This is a genomic window from Nitrospirota bacterium, from assembly GCA_016207885.1.
Lineage (GTDB): Bacteria > Nitrospirota > Thermodesulfovibrionia > UBA6902 > UBA6902 > JACQZG01.
Map to the genome: position 1 here is coordinate 14,563 of JACQZE010000012.1, position 16,149 is coordinate 30,711.

Sequence of the window (16,149 nt, forward strand, 5' to 3'; positions counted from 1 at the left end):
GGGGGCGAGGGGGGATTTCATAATAATCTTTCCTTTAAAATCCAGCCTTGTTGATTGCAGGAAGTTATCTTGTTTTTTCTATTAACTTTAAGTATTTTTTTCTACCAAATGTAACTGACCAAAGAGAAAGTAATGAAGAAGAGCACCATATTCCTAGTCTATCTTTGCACTCAAACTTTTTATGTCCATTTTTTGGGTCTAATTTAACTGAGTTACTTAACCCTCCCTCAATTGTAAGATAAAGCTCATGTTCCTCATCTGATGTCTCAAATGTTTTCTCTTCTCCTCGTTCAATCTGCCCTATTTGAATACCATCTAAAAAAATATAGTATTGATGAAGCATATTAAAATCTTTCGCAGGTCTGTTTATGGTAAATTTCATTTCAAGTTATATGTTGCATTAATTTTACTACTTCTTACTGTTGGTAACCATCACCATTATAGCAGAACGCTATTCCATTGATAACATGAAGAAAGAAATATGATTCATAAAATCTCCCCTTGCCCCTCTTTGCTAAAGAGGGGATACGATTCTGGACAAGCCAGAATGACATAGCTTTATTATAAAATCTACCCTTGCCCCTCTTTGCTAAAGAGGGGTAAAAACCTTACAAAACCTCCAGCGTTTTTATCAGCGCTTCAGCCTTCTTTAACGTCTCGTAATACTCCCTCTCAGGGTCTGAATCCGCGACAATGCCCGCGCCTGCCTGAACGTATGCTTTACCGTCTTTTATCACAAATGTCCTGATGATGATATTCAGGTCCATGTCGCCGTTGAAGTCGATGTATCCGAGTGAACCGGTGTACGGCCCTCTTGTCACTGGCTCAAGCTCGTCTATTATCTCCATACACCTGACCTTCGGCACGCCTGTTATCGTTCCTCCGGGGAAGGTTGCCTTTATGACATCAAAACAGTCTTTGCCTTTTGCAAGCGTGCCTTTGACATTTGAGACGATGTGTATGACATGGGAGTAATCTTCTGTCACCATGAGTTCATCAACCTTGACTGTGCCGTAGTCTGATATCCTGCCGAGGTCGTTTCTCTCAAGGTCTATGAGCATAAGATGTTCTGCGCGCTCTTTCTCATTCAGGAGCAGGTCGTTCCTCATCTGCCTGTCGCCTTCTGCGTCTGCGCCGCGCGGCCTTGTGCCTGCTATCGGCCTTGTATCGACAATATTGCCTGATACGCGTACAAGCCTTTCAGGTGATGAGCTTGCGATGAAGTAATCGCCCATGTCCAAGTAAGCGGCAAAGGGGGAAGGATTGATGCTGCTCAGGGTCTTATATATATGCCACGGGTCTGTATCGCCGATATCTGAAGATACTCTTTGCGAGAGGTTCGCCTGAAATATATCGCCTGCCTTTATGTATTCTTTGGTTTTTTTGACAATATTCATATACTTTTCTTTGCCCATCTCGTGTTTTAATTCCAAAGAGGCTTTAACAGAAGTGTCGCTGACCCCTCCTAACTCTTCTTTAGAAAATAGTCGGGATGTAATTATTTCATGCAGCTTGGCAATCTTCTTAACCGCCACGTCATAATGGCCTCCCCAATCGTCACTGCCGGGGTTTCCTGCGCCGGGAGATGAGATGATGAATGTCTTATTAAGCCTATGGTCAACAGCTATGACCGTATCGTAAAGCATGAAGTCTGCATCAGGGATCTTGAGGTCATCAACAGCGGTCTTCGGCAGCCGCTCAAAGTAATGGACAAAGTCATAGCTGAGCATGCCTACAGCTCCGCCTGTGAATGGAGGCAGGGCATAATCTCTCTCTGTTTTAAAGGATGTGATGATCTCTCTTAGCTTTTTGAGCGGGTGTGATGATGAGATCTTTGTATGGTTCTTCTCTGTTATCGCGGCATTGCCGTCTTTTGCCCTGAAGAGAAGAAAAGGGTCTGCGCCGATAAAGGAGTATCGTGCTATATTGTCAGGCCCTTTTGAACTCTCAAGAAGGAAACTGTGCGGCTGCTTTATTTTTTCGTATATCTCTTTCGGTTCAATGAATTGCAGTTCTGTATAGACGGGGAAGACCTTTCCGGTGTTTGAGTCTTTCAGGAATATTTCTCTGTTCGGATGGATAAGCATAAATAATTAAGAAGGCATTTCATAAAATTTCCCACTTTAATAAAGGGGGATATAGGGGGATTTTATAAATTATGTCAGTTTTCTAATTCTTCCTCTATACGCTTTAACGCATCGAGCGGGTCAGGCTGTGATAAGATCGCCCTTCCCATGACGAGGTAGTCTGCGCCTTTGCTGACCGCCTCTGCAGGCGTCATCGTCCTCTTCTGGTCGTCCGCTGCTGCCCATAAAGGCCTTATTCCAGGTGTGACGATAAGAAAGTCCTTGCCGCAGGCATTTCTTATTATAGGCGTCTCCTGAGGTGATGCGACCACACCGTCAAGCCCGGACTGCCGGGCAAGCTCTGCAAGGTGCGTCACGTGTGTCTTTATCGTCTTCTCTATGCCCACTTCCCTTTGAAGTATCGTCTGGTCAATGCTGGTAAGCACGGTCACAGCAATGAGCTTTGGCTTATTGATATGCATTTCAGAAGATACTTCTGCAAGCGCCTGCGCAGCCTTCTTCATCATCTCGCTGCCGCCAGAAGCATGGACGTTGAGCATGAAGACCCCCATCTCTGCCGCAGCCCTGACGCTCTTTGCAACTGTGTTGGGTATGTCATGGAACTTGAGGTCAAGAAAGACCTTCTTGCCCATCGAGTTAATCTCTCTAACGACATCAGGGCCTGCGGATGTGAAGAGCTCGGAGCCGACCTTGAATATATCAATATGGCCTTTGAACTTTTCAACTATCGCAATCGCTGAACCGCGGTCAGCAACATCAAGCGCGAGTATTATTTTGTCTCTAATTTTCATAACCTATAATTCCCCTCTTTGTAAAAGAGGGGTTAGGGGAGATTTTACAATTTAAAAATCCCCCTCAGTCCCCCTTTGCTAAAGTGGGATAAATTTGAGTTGTATTATTAAATTTTAGAATGTGTGATGCCTTTCTGCGCCTGATATTTACCCTTCTTGTCAGCGTAAGATATTTCGCATACTTCATCCGAGCCGAGAAATAATATCTGTGATATGCCCTCGTTGCCGTATAGTTTTGCCGGAAGCGGCGAGGTGTTTGATATCGATATCGTCACATGGCCTTCCCATTCGGGTTCAAGAGGTGTCACGTTTACAATGATGCCGCTCCTTGCGTATGTTGATTTACCGAAGCATATGACCACAACCTCTCTCGGTATCCTGAAGTATTCAAGCGACTGCGCGAGAACGAAAGAGTTCGGCGGGATTGTGCAGACATCGCCTTTGAAATGGATGAAGTTATCAGGGTCGCTGTTCTTCGGATCCACAAAAGACCTGTTCTCGCTCCTGAATATCCTGAACTCATCTGATATCCTCATGTCATAGCCGTATGAGCCTACGCCGAATGATATGCCTTTTTTTATCTGATCCTCTTCAAAGGGTTCTATCATCCCCTTCTTTGCCATCTCAATTATCCAGCGGTCGTTCTTTACCATTTGGGTTTCCTTTTGTGCTGTTATAGCGGCTAAACCTGCCAGTGTTTAAGATATAATATAGCGTCTTATTTGTCCACAACGCTTCATTTGCATATAGAGAAAAAAGTCGTATAATCAAATTACATTTTACACCTTATCAAGGATAGAAGATATGAATAAGATCAGGATAGCCATAGCCGGAATTGGAAACTGCGCAAGCTCATTGATACAGGGCATCGAGTACTATAAAAACAAAAATGCTGAAGATGCGGTAGGGCTGATGCACTGGGATATCGGAGGCTACAAGCCATATGATATTGAGGTTGTGGCCGCTTTTGATATTGATAAGAGAAAGGTCGGCAAGGATGTTTCCGAGGCTGTCTTCGCGCTTCCCAATTGTACCGCTGTTTTTTGTAAAGATATTCCAGAGACAGGGGTAAAGGTGATTATGGGCAGGATACTTGACGGCTTCTCAAGGCATATGAATGAATACGATCCCAAACGCACATTCATACTCAGCGGCGAGGATGAAGCAGTCAGAGAAGATATTGTAAGGACGCTCAAGGAAACAGGCGCCGAGATGCTTCTTAACTATCTCCCGGTAGGCTCTGAAGAAGGCTCGAAATTCTATGCTGAATGCGCGCTTGAGGCAGGCATAGGTTTTATAAATAATATGCCGGTATTCATAGCAAGCGACCCTGAATGGGCAAGGCGGTTCATGGAGAAGGGGCTTCCGGTAATAGGCGATGACATAAAGGCGCAGATAGGCGCAACCATAACTCACAGGACCCTGGCCGACCTGTTTCAGAAGAGGGGAGTGAAGATTGACAGAACGTATCAGCTTAATACAGGCGGCAACACCGATTTCCTTAATATGCTCAACAGGAGCAGGCTCGCTTCAAAGAAGACATCCAAGACCGAGGCGGTGCAGTCAATTCTTAACGAGAGGATGGAGCCGGACAATATCCACATAGGCCCGAGCGATTATGTTCCGTGGCAGAATGACAACAAGGTCTGCTTTATTCGCATGGAGGGCAGGATATTCGGAGATGTGCCGATGAACCTTGAACTCAGGCTCTCTGTTGAGGACTCTCCAAACTCCGCCGGCGTTGCCATAGATTCCGTAAGATGTTGTAAACTTGCGCTCCAGAGAGGGAAGGGTGGCGCACTTTATTCACCATCCGCCTACTTTATGAAGCACCCTCCAAAACAGTTCAGCGATGATATAGCCTTCAGGATGGTGGAAGAGTTTATATCAGGCCAGGACATAGAGGGTGAGAATATAGGGAACGGGCATAATGCCGAATTGATCCGGAAAGCCATCTCGGACAGCAACTGACTTTTTTTGATGGCATTGAGAAGAAAAAATATTTTGTAATGGCCACCGCATTTTTTGCAATTATTTGATTTGCCTTCTGAAGGTTCTAAGGTTTTTAACCTTTTAAAATCAGTGCCCTGCCTGATATGTTTTTCCCAGTCCTTTATTTATACTCAATTAGAATGATTAAAAAGGAAAATTTGACAATTATCACTTCTATCTTTATCGTGTCCATTTTCTGGATACTTGATGCGGTGTTTGGCTTTACAGTTAATGTCAGCGGAAATGGAATTTTCTTGCGCTCATTTATTTCGATGTGCATAATCTCTATCGGTTTCGGGGTCGCCGGTTTTGTTTATTATCTTAAGGAGTCACAGGTTTCAGTCTCTCAGGCCAATAACGACTGGGAGGAGACATTTAACGGTATCAGTGAGGCGATAACCATCCATGATAGTGATTTCAATATAATAAGGGCTAATAAAACGGCTGAGAAGATGCTCGGCATCCCGGGTCAAATGTTATTGTCGCAGAAATGTTACAAGTCTTATCATGGATTAGATTCCCCGCCCGCAATTTGCCCAAGCTGTACTACAATGAAAACAGGGATCCCCTCAACAAGAGAGGTGTTTGAACCGTTGATGAACAAGCATCTTGAGATAAAAGCCTTTCCCAGATTGATCAATGGCATTCATTTTGCCGGAGTAATTCACGTTGTAAGGGACATTACCGCCCGGAAGAATCTGGAGGAGGAATTAAGAGAGCTTTCATATACTGATGAACTGACAGGCCTGTATAACCGCAGGGGGTTCTTCATGCTTGCCGAACAGCATCTGAAGGCCGTGAAGCGGAGGGAGAGGGAAGCGATCCTGCTTTACGCTGACCTGGACGGCCTTAAAACAATTAATGACAGATGGGGCCACCGGGAGGGCGATACAGCATTAAAGGAAACAGCAAACTTTTTCAGGGAGTTATTCAGAGAGTCTGATATTATCGCTCGCATTGGCGGAGACGAATTTGTTGTACTGCTTGAGGAGTCAGGCAACTTCAGCGCAAATACACTTGAAAACCGGTTTAAGGCGCATCTTGAAATGTATAATTCGAACAGGAATAATGCCGGATACAGGCTCTCTGTGAGCATAGGCATTGTGTCGGATGATAAGGCCGGCTTTTATTCGTTAGATGAGCTTATGGCAAAAGCTGATCACTTGATGTATGAGAAAAAAATGAAAAAAAGTTTAATGTTTTGTTAAGGCTTTTTTAATTTAATGACATTTGATCCACATAAAAGCCGGCGGGCGGGCTGATCAGAATTCCGGCCTCCTGATAACCCGCTCGCTTATAGCTCTCTTTATTTTCCCGTCTTAGGACTGCAGCAGCAACTGCCCTTCATCGCCTCGATGATACTTGCGATAGTTCCCTTCTCTCCTGAACAGCAGCCGCTTGCTTCATTCTCTTTCGGGCTGCAGCATGACGTCTCTTCCTTCTTCTCTTTTGTCTCTGAACTCATTTTGCTTCCTCCTGTAAAAAAGGTTTAATATTCGACAACCGTCGAACCAACCGGACAAAAAAATATTAATTTAGGAATTTTTTTATTGCTTTAACAGTTTCTTTATTGACACGGCAGCGGAATGCCTGCCCCTCGCGTTCACAGGTAATTAGCCCTGCATTCTGAAGCTCTTTAAAATGGTGCGATATTGTTGAGCGTGACAGGCTCACGCAGTCACAAACCTTGGTGAACGCCTTTCCCACGCTGCCTTTAATTTCTTCACAGCAGGTTTTATTTTTTTCAACCTGGAACGTTCCGCCTGAACCGCAGCAGTCCTTGTAGATCATCATAAAGATGCCGAGCCTCTGCTCGTTCGAAAGGGCTTTGAATATCTTTGCATAGTCCGATTGTTTCACAACCATAGAATAACAGAAGTTGACATTATAGTCAATGGGTGCAATGGTAATTTATATAGCAAGAATACTCACGCCGGTGTTGTGCCATTCTTCCATAATTGGTTATTGTAATTATATGTACTCAGCCTTTGTCATGGATAAGTGTGATTCATAATGCCGGAAGAGCGCCGCAGGATACTCAGTTTTGATCTCTTAAGGGCTTCAGCGGTTTTGTATATAATCTTTGTCTGGCATATACATGAATATGCAGGCCGGATATTATACTCGCGGGTAACTGAAACATTGATGTATGCTTTTTTGAGCATCGTTGTCTTCATCTCAGGTTTTGTGCTTACGTTGAAGTATGATCATTTTTCAACCGTCAGAGAAGCGGCGGTATTCTTTAAAAAACGGATACTGAGAATCTATCCTTTATATGTATTCGCATTGGCACTCTTCTTTTTTTCTTCATTGATCACATATAACCAGCTGTTGTCAGGCGTTTTTCTGTCTAATTCTTTATTCAACACGGAACTGAAAACGCTCTGGTTCGTCACGATGATAATTATCTACTACGTTATACTTGCGGCACTGCTTCATACTTATTCAATGAAAAGGACGCTCCTTGTCTCTGTTGCTTTCTTCTTTTGCTCAATTTTGCTCCATCTGGTGTTTGATCTGATAGATATCCGATTTATATATTATTTTGTTCCATTCATAGCGGGGGTTATCTCTGCGAAGCACAGATCCATATATATGTTCCTGAAGAACAGAGCGGTTGCTTTTGTTTCTATCTCACTAATATTACTGTCTAACTATATACCGGATTTTTTGCATAGAGACTGGTTCGGCCATTTTTATTATATTGCGGCCATATTTTTCTCGATCTCTCCTTTAATTGTATTATCTGACATAGTGGCTGTAAAAATTAACAAAAATATAATATTTAAATTCAGCTACGCTTCTTACTGCATGTATATCCTTCACAGGATAATTTACTGGATGCTGCTTGAAATTTATGTTCCAGGATCGAATATCCTGACACTTGCATATTTATTCTTTGCCGGGCTTCCTGTGATATATTTTATATCGGCCAGTCTTCAAAGCGGGTATGACTCTTTATTCAGGAAGGAAGGGTTAAAAGACTTTGATCAACTGCCCCGGAGGATCGGATTTTACAGGATCGTCCCGATCGGATTATTTGCGGGAGCATATATTTATTTAATTCAATCCTGATCCGTTTGGATGGAAGGGCCACATAACCCAAGCTTTTGATGAAGAATAAACTGAACTCATATATTTTTCGTTTTGTAATAGCGGGATGTCTTGCGATAACCTTTGCCCTTATAGTTATTGCGGCGGCAAGGCCCGGGATCTTCAGCCCTCCCGTCGACCTTTTTGTGATGGCAGGCCAGTCAAATATGCAGGGTTTTACAGGAGATGCAGAATACTATCCTGCTGATCCTCAGGAACTTGATAGTAAAATTCGCTTTTACTGGGTTACCCCGGAGTTCAGTTCTTCTGACGGTAAATGGACTAAAATGCAGCCTCAGGGAGGGCTCTTCCCAAAAGGGCATTTCGGGCCTGAGGTGACATTTGCCAGAGCCCTTGCGAATTCAGGATGCAATCCGGCCATATTCAAGTATTCATCAGGAGGCACAAGCCTGGCGCTTGCCTGGCGAGCTCCGGGGCAGGATGGATTATATGACCGGATGGTCAGTGAACTTTCCAAGGCGATCGCTCTGCTGGAGAAGGAAGGGTATACGGTCAATGTCAGGGCATTTATCTGGATACAGGGGGAGACCGATTCGAAATCGAAAAGCTTTGCCAGATGGTATGAGGCCAGGTTCAGGCTTTTGATAAACGATCTCAGGATCAATGTGCTGAAAAACGATAAGCTGCCTGTTATTCTCGGGATTGATGAGCAGTATCCGGCAATAAAGGAGAATCCGGAGGTTCTTGAACACCATAAGGCTTTTGCACGGAACAACCCTTTTGCCGTATTCACTTCAATGATAGGCCTTGAGAAGGCCGACTCTACCCACCTTACCCCCGAGGGACTGGAGAAGCACGGCGGCCGTCTCTTTGATGCAGCTATGAAACTGGTCAAATGCGGCGGGCAAAAAGCTAAATCAGGAGATTAATAATAAATGTTCAACGCCGCGTAATATGTATCGTTGTAAAGACCAAACTCATTATCCGGCTTCAGAGGGTTATCCGAACTATCCCCCGATCCGATATAAGCGCCGAGGTTTGCGTAGATATCCTGCGCGATGCTGTACTCAATTATGGGCGATAAGAGTGCAGAACCATCGTTGAGATTTATCAGCGCGTTTCCGCTGAAGAGAAGAAGCGGAGTTATCTGATATGAGAAGCCCGGTGCGATGTAATGCCTGCCGAGGAGATAGACGGCTCCTTCTTTGAAGGCGATCTTATTTATCGGAGTAAAATAACTTTCGCTTCTTCCGCTGCCCGCTCCGTTATAATGGTACTCTGCATAGCCGTAAAGTTTTTCAGTAAAGCTATAGTCAGTACCGGCCGACAGCCTGAAATAATTCTCATCCGGCCTGTAGCTGTCTGCCGCATTTGCAAATACCTGAGCTGCCTCAAGCCATACGCCTGCGCCCTTGACCGCGCGTGCTATATCAAGCCCTACTAAGACATTCTCTTTGAATACCATAGCCATAACAGAGACATCTGTCTTTTTTATATATGACCTGCTTCTGATAAATGTCGCACTCTCTTCTGGCTTGAAGTCATGTCCTGACACAACTCCCATATCTATCTCGCCCATATCAGTTAAAGGCGTCTTTATCCTTATCGCGTCAACACCTGTAAGTTCTTCCTTTGCGATTGTGTTGTATGTAAAAGGAGCGATGATATCAGTTGGATTTATCACCCTTGCCGAGCCGAATGCAAGAGCCTGTCTGCCTATGAATACATCGAAATGATCTGTTGCTAAGGTCACGTTAGCCCTGTCAAGGTTTTGATAAAGCGCAAGGTCGCTTCCTGAATTATTGCTGCCGGGATATACAAGTTCCTCAAGGTCAAACGCCCTGTATGAAATGAGCGAATTTACAGGAGTAGAGACGGCTGCGGCATCTTGCCTTAACCTTGGCAGGAGTTCGTATGCAAACTCCCATGATACAAACTCTTCTTTTGGCATGAAGAGCCGCAATCTCAGCCTTGAGAGGAGTTCAGTTGAATCATCATTTTCTGAATCAGTGAATATGAGGAAATTTCTTACATACCCGCTGATATCTATCTTTTTCTCTTCAGCGAACGCGGCAGTACATAAGAACAGAAGCGCAAAAAAGGCAACAATTATTCTTATGGCGTTCATAATTTTCTAACCTCATCCCTTTCAACCATGCCATCTTTAAGAAGCACAAGCCTGTTCGCCTTCTCCATTATCATACTGTCGTGTGTTGAGAAGACGAATGTCATGCCGCTCTTCTCGTTCAGGTCCCGCATTATGTCAAGAAGTGTTGATGCTGTATGCGAGTCGAGATTCGCGGTCGGTTCATCTGCAAGGATTATATCCGGCATTGAGACCATAGCCCTTGCGATAGCAACCCGCTGCTGCTGTCCTCCTGAAAGCTCTTTCGGAAGCCTTCCTTCCATACCGTTCAATCCGACTTCGGCCAATATCGAGGCAACACGCTCCCTTCTCTCTTTATCGCCCACGCCCTGAAGGAGCATGATGTACTCGATGTTCTCCTTTACAGTGAGCACGGGGATAAGGTTATAGGACTGGAATATAAAACCGATATGGTCGCGCCTGAAGTCTGAAAGCTCACTCCCCTTTAATCCGCTTATCAGCCTGCCGGAGAGCATCACACTTCCGCTTGTCGGGGTGTCAAGGCCGCTCATGATATTCAAAAGTGTGGTCTTGCCTGAACCCGACGGCCCGGCGATAGCGGTGAACTCGCCTCTTTGTATGGAGAGGCTGAGCCGATTAACCGCATGCACCTCTGAGCCGTCAGTGTTATATATCTTTGATACCTGCTGTATCTCTATTACGTTTTCAGACATAACTACATACTCCTTTGCATCGCCTTTGCAGGCGTCATCTTTGCCGCAAAGACGGCCGGATATATTGCGGCGATAATCGAAAAAACAAATATGAGAAGCGGGTAGAAGGTGAACTGCTTCAGCGCGAGTTCAGGATAGAGAAGCTCATTTACCGTTACGCCCGCAAACTCAATGCCTCTATAATCTATACCATACCATGAAAAGAATGTGACAACGCCTACCCCCATCAGAAGCCCCATCAGGATGCTTATTGCAGAGAGCGACGCAGCCTCAAAAAAGATCATCAGCGCCATGCTCCCCGGACGCGTTCCAACCGCGCGCAGAACGCCGAACTCGAACATCCTCTCATAAAGCGACATAAATAACGCGTTCATTATTATCACCGCCACTATGCAGAATACAAGGGTCGATGTGATGATCGTGGATATCTCGGTCATCTGAATAACTCCGTCAAGCTGCGGTATCAGGTCTCTCCATCCTGACGCCTCGTTCTTATTTCCTGAATATCTGTTCCAGAAAGAGAGCGTCCTGTTGCCTGCGTTGTCAAGGTCTTTGAACTTCAGAACTATCTCATGAGTCCCTTTGCCCAATCCAAGAAGCTGCCGCGCCTTATTTATATGTATAAATGCCATGCCGCTGTCAGCCTCTCTTATGCCCATGTGAAATATTCCCGATATCCTGAACATCTCCTGAGAGAGCTCGCCTGTGCCAGCCTGCGCGACCGTCAGTACAAGCCTGTCGCCGAGCCCTGCCTCAAGCGTCTCTGCCGCTTTTGAGCCGATGAGAATCTGCCTCTCGCCTTCGGGCTGAAGGTATTCGCCGTTCCTGACCGCCTCATCTATCATTGATACATCCTTCTCCTTTTCAGGCGCTATGCCGTAGAGCAGGACAGAGGTAACTCCTGCCGGTGAACTTAACATGGCGAATGATGCTGTCCTTGGGGCATAGGCTTTAAGCAGGGCCTCTTTATCCAATGAGGCGAGAATATCCTCTGAGCCGTCTATCGTTTTTTCAACATCAAGCGTATCGCTGAAACCTTTTGCGTGTATCTGCCCCTGGCCGAGGAATGTGTCAGTAGCCGTGCTTATCATGCCCTTTATCATGCCTATGTAAAGGCCGTCTATCAGCATGAGCGAGGCGAGGGTGATGCCAACCGCCATTCCTGAGAGAAATGTTCTCCTCTTGTTTCTGAGCACATTGCGCCATGCGAGTTTTAGAAGTATCTTCATAATTTATAATAACTCCCCCCTTCCCCCTCTTAATTTAAGAGGGGGTGGCAAAGCCGGGGGCGTTAATTTAATAAGGGGGGAGTTACGCCCTCATCGCCTTAACCGGCACTATCTTCGCAGCCCTTACCGCAGGCCATATGCTCACTATCAAGGCTGTCGCGATAATTATCAGAGGCGGCACAAATATAGACCGCAAACTTATTTCAGATGTGATCTTCGTAAAGAGGTAGCCCCCGTATTCTATCGGCGTTGGATATGTAATGCCGTATATATGAAACCACCAGTTCGCTGCAATGCCTATTGCCGTACCGGCCAGTATGCTGAGCAGAGAGAGAAATAATGTCTCAAGGACTATCAGCTGAAATATCTGCAGCGGCCTTGTGCCGAGCGCCCGGAGCACTCCGAATTCACGCGTCCTCTCAAGCACGACCATGAGGATCGTATTCAGCACGCCTACGGCTATGATTATCGTAAAGACTATGATGGAGTAGCGGTTTCCCTTGAGGTCAGCCTGCATCGCGCTGTAAAATTGCGCCTCAATAACCTGCCACGGGTCAATGTCGGTCATCGGGTCATTAAGTGTTTCAGCTATGAGGCGCGCTGCCTCCTGTGTCTTTGAATGGTCATTGAGTACAACAGCTATCTCATGAACGCCCTCATCCATTGCGAGAAAATCCTGAAGCGTCTTTATATGGATGTAGCACTTTGACTCGCCGTAGGATTTGCCCTCGCCGCCTGTAATCCCCGTAACCCTGTAAAGCCCGTTTGCCATAGAGCCGTCAACGCCCTGCGCTATAAGCGCTACCTCATCCCCAAGACCCACTCCCAACACCCGCGCGAGGCCGTCGCTTATCACAACCTCCAACTCAGGAGAAGCTGAAAGGAAACTCCCTTTACTCACCTTGTTTTTAAGACGGGTCGTCTTCGCCTCTCTGACAGGATCAATGCCCATGACAGTTACGCCTGTTGTCTTCTTTCCTGCGGAAGAGCCCGAAGAGCGCGCATCCGCCTGCCATCATCATGCCAGTCAGTATCGAGCGCCACTTGTTGCGGAAGATGTTTCGGAAGGCTATCTTATGGATGATCATTTCATTCTCTGAAGGTTCCTTAATGTGAAAACATCCGGCTCAAGCTTTATATCAAACTCCAGATCAATGTATTTAATAACAGTCTTCTTCTCAGGCTTATTCAAAGGCCTCATCACAAGCATCGAAGGGATCTTTCTTCCGCTGAAGGTCTTCGGTTCGCTGAACTCCATGATCCTCATCTTCTGCCCCTTCTCGTCATAGTATGTCTCCCGCACCGGCAGGTAATCCCCTTTGCTGACAACGAGGATTATCTTTGCCCAGACCGTCGGGATATCAGCTTTAGGAATCAGCTCGATATAATAATTAGCAGTATCAGCGTCTTCGGGAGTTATCAGTCTCCCGGTATAATCTTCCCTCATGGAGCTCTCCTTCACAAGGTCGTCATTCGTAAAGTCAGACCCCATCCACGAACTCATCATCATTGACGGCGGGACCTTCATCACCTTGTTTATTTTGGGGAAGTAGTTCCACATCTCATTCTTCATCCTGAGCGTCGCGATGTCAGCGTCCTTCTTCGGGCTCTTTATGCGGATGAAGGTCATATCAAGCCCCTCGCTCCAGATATCCATGGTGAGCGTGCGCTCCCAGTTCTCGGATGCTATCATCATCTCAATCTGCCCGCGGCTCGTCTTGCTGCGGTAGAGCTTGTCCATCTTGTCAACTATCTCATCAACGCTCAGCGCATCATCTGCGTATGATGGGGATAGCGGCGCTGATGAAATAAAGAGGGTCAATAATATGAGCAGATTTCTTAGAAATATCATAAGAACAATATATCATAAAAAAGAGGAAGAGCATGAATAAATTATTCCAATAAACCTCTCTGCCACAGAGATGGAAGGATATTTTAAAGTCTCCCCTCCCTTGAGGGGAGGGGATTAAGGGGAGGGTGAAAATTCTTCTTAAATTATCTTGGAAACTCTATAGCAATACTACATTGGATCATCAACATTCAATATTAATACAGTAATGTTTAGTATTGCCCTCAGAAAAACCTTGACAACCTGTGTGATTTATCAATAATGTATTGCATAAAATTATCGAGGGCAGCTTTAGCCATGTGGAGGACATAACATGATTGAAGGAATGATCTTTTCAGCGCTTGGAGGACTGTTATCAAGTGCTTTGAGCGGCGTTGTTGGCAATAGGACAGATGCTGCGGTATACAGTGCATGGCGTGTTATTGGTAAACGATTAAGAGAAGGTGGTAGACCTATAAACCACGATCTTCAACGCGCAGTTATTCGGTCTTACATTAGCGCACTGATTACGATTTGCAATGAGTGTCTGGCAGAGTTGAGAGAAAATAAAAAAAGGCATGAAAAGGAAATCCGCTGGTTTGAAGATAAAATCACAGTATCTGAGAACAAAATTAAGGAACTTGAAAAAAGTACCGAATATGTAGTGCCGCCATTAGAATCATTCAGTGAGATAGAATTACTGCTAACGCCGGAAGGTGCGCTTGCAAGGGAGAGAATAGAGACAATTAAAGGAAAACTTATTCAGGCATCTATCGATTCAGATGGTATCCCACCGTGTTTTAAGGGAAAGATCGAAAAACCGAACGCTGGATTGTTTGAACTTATGTCTCTCTTTTTTGCCAGAGAAATAAAACAGAACGAGGTAGTGCGTAATATCTTTGAGGGACAACTGCTTGCAAAGATGGATATTGAACTACAGGGGCATCGGTTGACAATAGATCTGCTTGAGGTATCACTGCTCGGTGTGGCAAAAGAAGTTTCTGAAGTATTAAGCATTACTACGCGGACAGAAGCAAAGGTTGATTCGATTGCTGCGGATGTCAAGAAAATACTGGAACCAACGAAGGGAATAAAACGGCCTGAAATACCTGATGATGTACGCGCTCTCCTTGAGGAAAGCGCAAATCTACTGAACGTTGGTAAATACGAAAATGCCAGAAGTGTTACACAAAAAGCATTAGAACTCGCCATTTCCCACGCTGATAATATTGCTATAGCAAGAGCAAAGAATCTCCTGTCTATTATTTTGCATGAAAATGATAACAAGCACGATGATGCAATCAAACTGCTTAAAGAGGCTTTGACAATATTTAGAGATGCTAAGTCAGAAGAGGATATAGCAAATACATTAGGTCTTATAGGGAACACTGAGATTGATGGGGAAAATTTTGATGCAGGGAAAGCCTTTCTTGTCGAAGCGTTAGAGATTTACAAAAAACTCGGGGATAAAATAGGCATAGCACAGAAGCTTGTAAAACTCGGATGGATAGACCATCGTCGCGGACGAGACAAGGAGTCACTTGATTATTATGATCAAGCCCTTGTCGATTTTCTTAGTGCCTATAATGAGCGCTCATCAGAAGATAAGCTAAACGTAAACATAATACAGGGGATAGCTGGATGCTATCAATGCAAAGGGCTTGTGTACGAGGCTACTGGCAAGATCGCGGATGCTGAGGCTAACTATGCACAGGCTCTTGAATGGATGAGGAAGACTGGTTTTCAGCAGGATATTGCTAAGATACTCGCTTTGCTTGCCAAATTGAAGTATTGCGAAGCGCAATATGACAGCGGCAACCAATATCTTGACGAAGCTATTCAGATATATGAGTACATAAAAGACTACAGTTGGATTTCCAGATGTCAACAAATGAAAGGTCAAGTATTTTTTACGACCAGGAAACCGGATAAAGCAATTGCTGCTTTTGAAGCGGCCTTGCTATCAGCGGAGAAATCCGGCGATTGCAAGCAGCAAGAGGATATATTGAGCACTCTTGGGAATTTTTATTTGGAAACTAAAAAAAATGATAAAGCCAGAGAATATTTTGTAAAGGCAAGGGACGTATCATTGAAGGAAGGACTTTTAGATGGATATGCGGCTTCCCTTGAGCACTTGGCTCATATTGCTAATCTTGATAAAAATTCTAATGAAAGAGATCGGTTGCTCAACGAAGGGGTACAAACTCTGTCCCGCCAAAATGATAATGTCCTAATTCACCAAAATAGAAATGTCCTAAATTGGAAATGCTAAACTGCCTCTTTTTGATAAGGAGGCAAGGTGGCACGAAAGGACATTATCATTTTGAGTCAGAAAGAGTTAAAGCGGT

General features: G+C 44.9%; 17 protein-coding genes. 5 read left to right on the plus strand and 12 right to left on the minus strand.

The genetic code is table 11. The annotated features are described in order from the left end of the window. Positions 1 to 64: 64 nt before the first annotated feature. The 4 genes from HY807_07905 to HY807_07920 all read right to left on the minus strand — a co-directional run bounded on the left by HY807_07905 (position 65) and on the right by HY807_07920 (position 3,531). Entirely contained in the window at positions 65 to 382 is a 318-nt protein-coding gene (locus HY807_07905; GenBank protein ID MBI4826328.1) for a hypothetical protein, read from the minus strand. 226 nt (positions 383 to 608) lie between these two features. Further along, positions 609 to 2,087 (minus strand): anthranilate synthase component I family protein, encoded by a 1,479-nt coding sequence (locus HY807_07910; GenBank protein MBI4826329.1) that lies wholly within the window; start codon positions 2,085 to 2,087, stop codon positions 609 to 611. A 74-nt stretch (positions 2,088 to 2,161) separates the two neighbouring features. Continuing rightward, a complete protein-coding gene (pyrF, locus tag HY807_07915) occupies positions 2,162 to 2,878 on the minus strand; it encodes an orotidine-5'-phosphate decarboxylase (protein ID MBI4826330.1) in 717 nt (238 codons plus the stop codon). A 107-nt stretch (positions 2,879 to 2,985) separates the two neighbouring features. Continuing rightward, positions 2,986 to 3,531, minus strand: coding sequence for a dCTP deaminase (locus tag HY807_07920; GenBank protein ID MBI4826331.1), 546 nt, complete (start codon positions 3,529 to 3,531; stop codon positions 2,986 to 2,988). A 151-nt stretch (positions 3,532 to 3,682) separates the two neighbouring features. Between HY807_07920 and HY807_07925 the strand changes: the two genes are divergently transcribed. Both HY807_07925 and HY807_07930 read left to right on the plus strand, forming a co-directional pair. Further along, entirely contained in the window at positions 3,683 to 4,849 is a 1,167-nt protein-coding gene (locus HY807_07925; GenBank protein MBI4826332.1) for an inositol-3-phosphate synthase, read from the plus strand. A 179-nt stretch (positions 4,850 to 5,028) separates the two neighbouring features. Next, a complete protein-coding gene (locus HY807_07930; GenBank protein MBI4826333.1) occupies positions 5,029 to 6,078 on the plus strand; it encodes a diguanylate cyclase in 1,050 nt (349 codons plus the stop codon). 98 nt (positions 6,079 to 6,176) lie between these two features. Here the strand turns inward: HY807_07930 and HY807_07935 are convergent, their stop codons facing one another. Together HY807_07935 and HY807_07940 are read right to left on the minus strand one after the other, a co-directional pair. After that, positions 6,177 to 6,335 carry a hypothetical protein gene (locus HY807_07935; protein MBI4826334.1) on the minus strand — a complete coding sequence of 53 codons (159 nt, stop codon included), beginning with the start codon at positions 6,333 to 6,335 and terminating at the stop codon, positions 6,177 to 6,179. A 65-nt stretch (positions 6,336 to 6,400) separates the two neighbouring features. After that, positions 6,401 to 6,736, minus strand: coding sequence for a helix-turn-helix transcriptional regulator (locus tag HY807_07940; GenBank protein ID MBI4826335.1), 336 nt, complete (start codon positions 6,734 to 6,736; stop codon positions 6,401 to 6,403). Positions 6,737 to 6,883: 147 nt separating this feature from the next. Here HY807_07940 and HY807_07945 point away from each other — a divergent pair, with 147 nt between their 5' ends. Next, the gene (locus HY807_07945) at positions 6,884 to 7,945 is read left to right on the plus strand and encodes an acyltransferase family protein (GenBank protein ID MBI4826336.1); all 1,062 of its coding nucleotides are present in this window, start codon (positions 6,884 to 6,886) and stop codon (positions 7,943 to 7,945) included. Positions 7,946 to 7,983: 38 nt separating this feature from the next. Next, positions 7,984 to 8,853: a hypothetical protein gene (locus tag HY807_07950; GenBank protein ID MBI4826337.1), complete on the plus strand. Its 870-nt coding sequence runs from the start codon at positions 7,984 to 7,986 to the stop codon at positions 8,851 to 8,853. Here the strand turns inward: HY807_07950 and HY807_07955 are convergent. The 6 genes from HY807_07955 to HY807_07980 form a co-directional block, all read right to left on the minus strand. Continuing rightward, positions 8,850 to 10,052, minus strand: coding sequence for a hypothetical protein (locus tag HY807_07955; GenBank protein ID MBI4826338.1), 1,203 nt, complete (start codon positions 10,050 to 10,052; stop codon positions 8,850 to 8,852). The two genes, HY807_07950 and HY807_07955, sit on opposite strands and share 4 nt — an antisense overlap. Continuing rightward, the gene (locus tag HY807_07960; GenBank protein MBI4826339.1) at positions 10,049 to 10,744 is read right to left on the minus strand and encodes an ABC transporter ATP-binding protein; all 696 of its coding nucleotides are present in this window, start codon (positions 10,742 to 10,744) and stop codon (positions 10,049 to 10,051) included. The genes HY807_07955 and HY807_07960 overlap by 4 nt, the downstream gene beginning before the upstream one ends. A 2-nt stretch (positions 10,745 to 10,746) precedes the next feature. Next, positions 10,747 to 11,973: an ABC transporter permease gene (locus tag HY807_07965; protein MBI4826340.1), complete on the minus strand. Its 1,227-nt coding sequence runs from the start codon at positions 11,971 to 11,973 to the stop codon at positions 10,747 to 10,749. Between the two features lie 82 nt (positions 11,974 to 12,055). Further along, positions 12,056 to 12,925, minus strand: a complete 870-nt coding sequence (locus tag HY807_07970; protein MBI4826341.1) for an ABC transporter permease — start codon at positions 12,923 to 12,925, stop codon at positions 12,056 to 12,058. After that, on the minus strand, positions 12,915 to 13,061 hold the full coding sequence (locus tag HY807_07975) for a hypothetical protein (protein MBI4826342.1): 147 nt from the start codon (positions 13,059 to 13,061) through the stop codon (positions 12,915 to 12,917). The genes HY807_07970 and HY807_07975 overlap by 11 nt, the downstream gene beginning before the upstream one ends. Continuing rightward, positions 13,058 to 13,825 (minus strand): outer membrane lipoprotein-sorting protein, encoded by a 768-nt coding sequence (locus HY807_07980; protein ID MBI4826343.1) that lies wholly within the window; start codon positions 13,823 to 13,825, stop codon positions 13,058 to 13,060. The genes HY807_07975 and HY807_07980 overlap by 4 nt, the downstream gene beginning before the upstream one ends. Positions 13,826 to 14,135: 310 nt before the next feature. Between HY807_07980 and HY807_07985 the strand changes: the two genes are divergently transcribed. Then, positions 14,136 to 16,073: a hypothetical protein gene (locus tag HY807_07985; protein MBI4826344.1), complete on the plus strand. Its 1,938-nt coding sequence runs from the start codon at positions 14,136 to 14,138 to the stop codon at positions 16,071 to 16,073. Positions 16,074 to 16,149 lie beyond the last annotated feature (76 nt).

Bases quoted from the DNA above. Each gene is read 5' to 3' on its own strand.
- HY807_07905 (MBI4826328.1), bottom strand. From the start codon at position 382: ATGAAATTTACCATAAACAGACCTGCGAAAGATTTTAATATGCTTCAT.
- HY807_07910 (MBI4826329.1), bottom strand. From the start codon at position 2,087: ATGCTTATCCATCCGAACAGAGAAATATTCCTGAAAGACTCAAACACC.
- pyrF (MBI4826330.1), bottom strand. From the start codon at position 2,878: ATGAAAATTAGAGACAAAATAATACTCGCGCTTGATGTTGCTGACCGC.
- HY807_07920 (MBI4826331.1), bottom strand. From the start codon at position 3,531: ATGGTAAAGAACGACCGCTGGATAATTGAGATGGCAAAGAAGGGGATG.
- HY807_07925 (MBI4826332.1), top strand. From the start codon at position 3,683: ATGAATAAGATCAGGATAGCCATAGCCGGAATTGGAAACTGCGCAAGC.
- HY807_07935 (MBI4826334.1), bottom strand. From the start codon at position 6,335: ATGAGTTCAGAGACAAAAGAGAAGAAGGAAGAGACGTCATGCTGCAGC.
- HY807_07940 (MBI4826335.1), bottom strand. From the start codon at position 6,736: ATGGTTGTGAAACAATCGGACTATGCAAAGATATTCAAAGCCCTTTCG.
- HY807_07945 (MBI4826336.1), top strand. From the start codon at position 6,884: ATGCCGGAAGAGCGCCGCAGGATACTCAGTTTTGATCTCTTAAGGGCT.
- HY807_07950 (MBI4826337.1), top strand. From the start codon at position 7,984: ATGAAGAATAAACTGAACTCATATATTTTTCGTTTTGTAATAGCGGGA.
- HY807_07955 (MBI4826338.1), bottom strand. From the start codon at position 10,052: ATGAACGCCATAAGAATAATTGTTGCCTTTTTTGCGCTTCTGTTCTTA.
- HY807_07960 (MBI4826339.1), bottom strand. From the start codon at position 10,744: ATGTCTGAAAACGTAATAGAGATACAGCAGGTATCAAAGATATATAAC.
- HY807_07965 (MBI4826340.1), bottom strand. From the start codon at position 11,973: ATGAAGATACTTCTAAAACTCGCATGGCGCAATGTGCTCAGAAACAAG.
- HY807_07970 (MBI4826341.1), bottom strand. From the start codon at position 12,925: ATGGGCATTGATCCTGTCAGAGAGGCGAAGACGACCCGTCTTAAAAAC.
- HY807_07975 (MBI4826342.1), bottom strand. From the start codon at position 13,061: ATGATCATCCATAAGATAGCCTTCCGAAACATCTTCCGCAACAAGTGG.
- HY807_07980 (MBI4826343.1), bottom strand. From the start codon at position 13,825: ATGATATTTCTAAGAAATCTGCTCATATTATTGACCCTCTTTATTTCA.
- HY807_07985 (MBI4826344.1), top strand. From the start codon at position 14,136: ATGATTGAAGGAATGATCTTTTCAGCGCTTGGAGGACTGTTATCAAGT.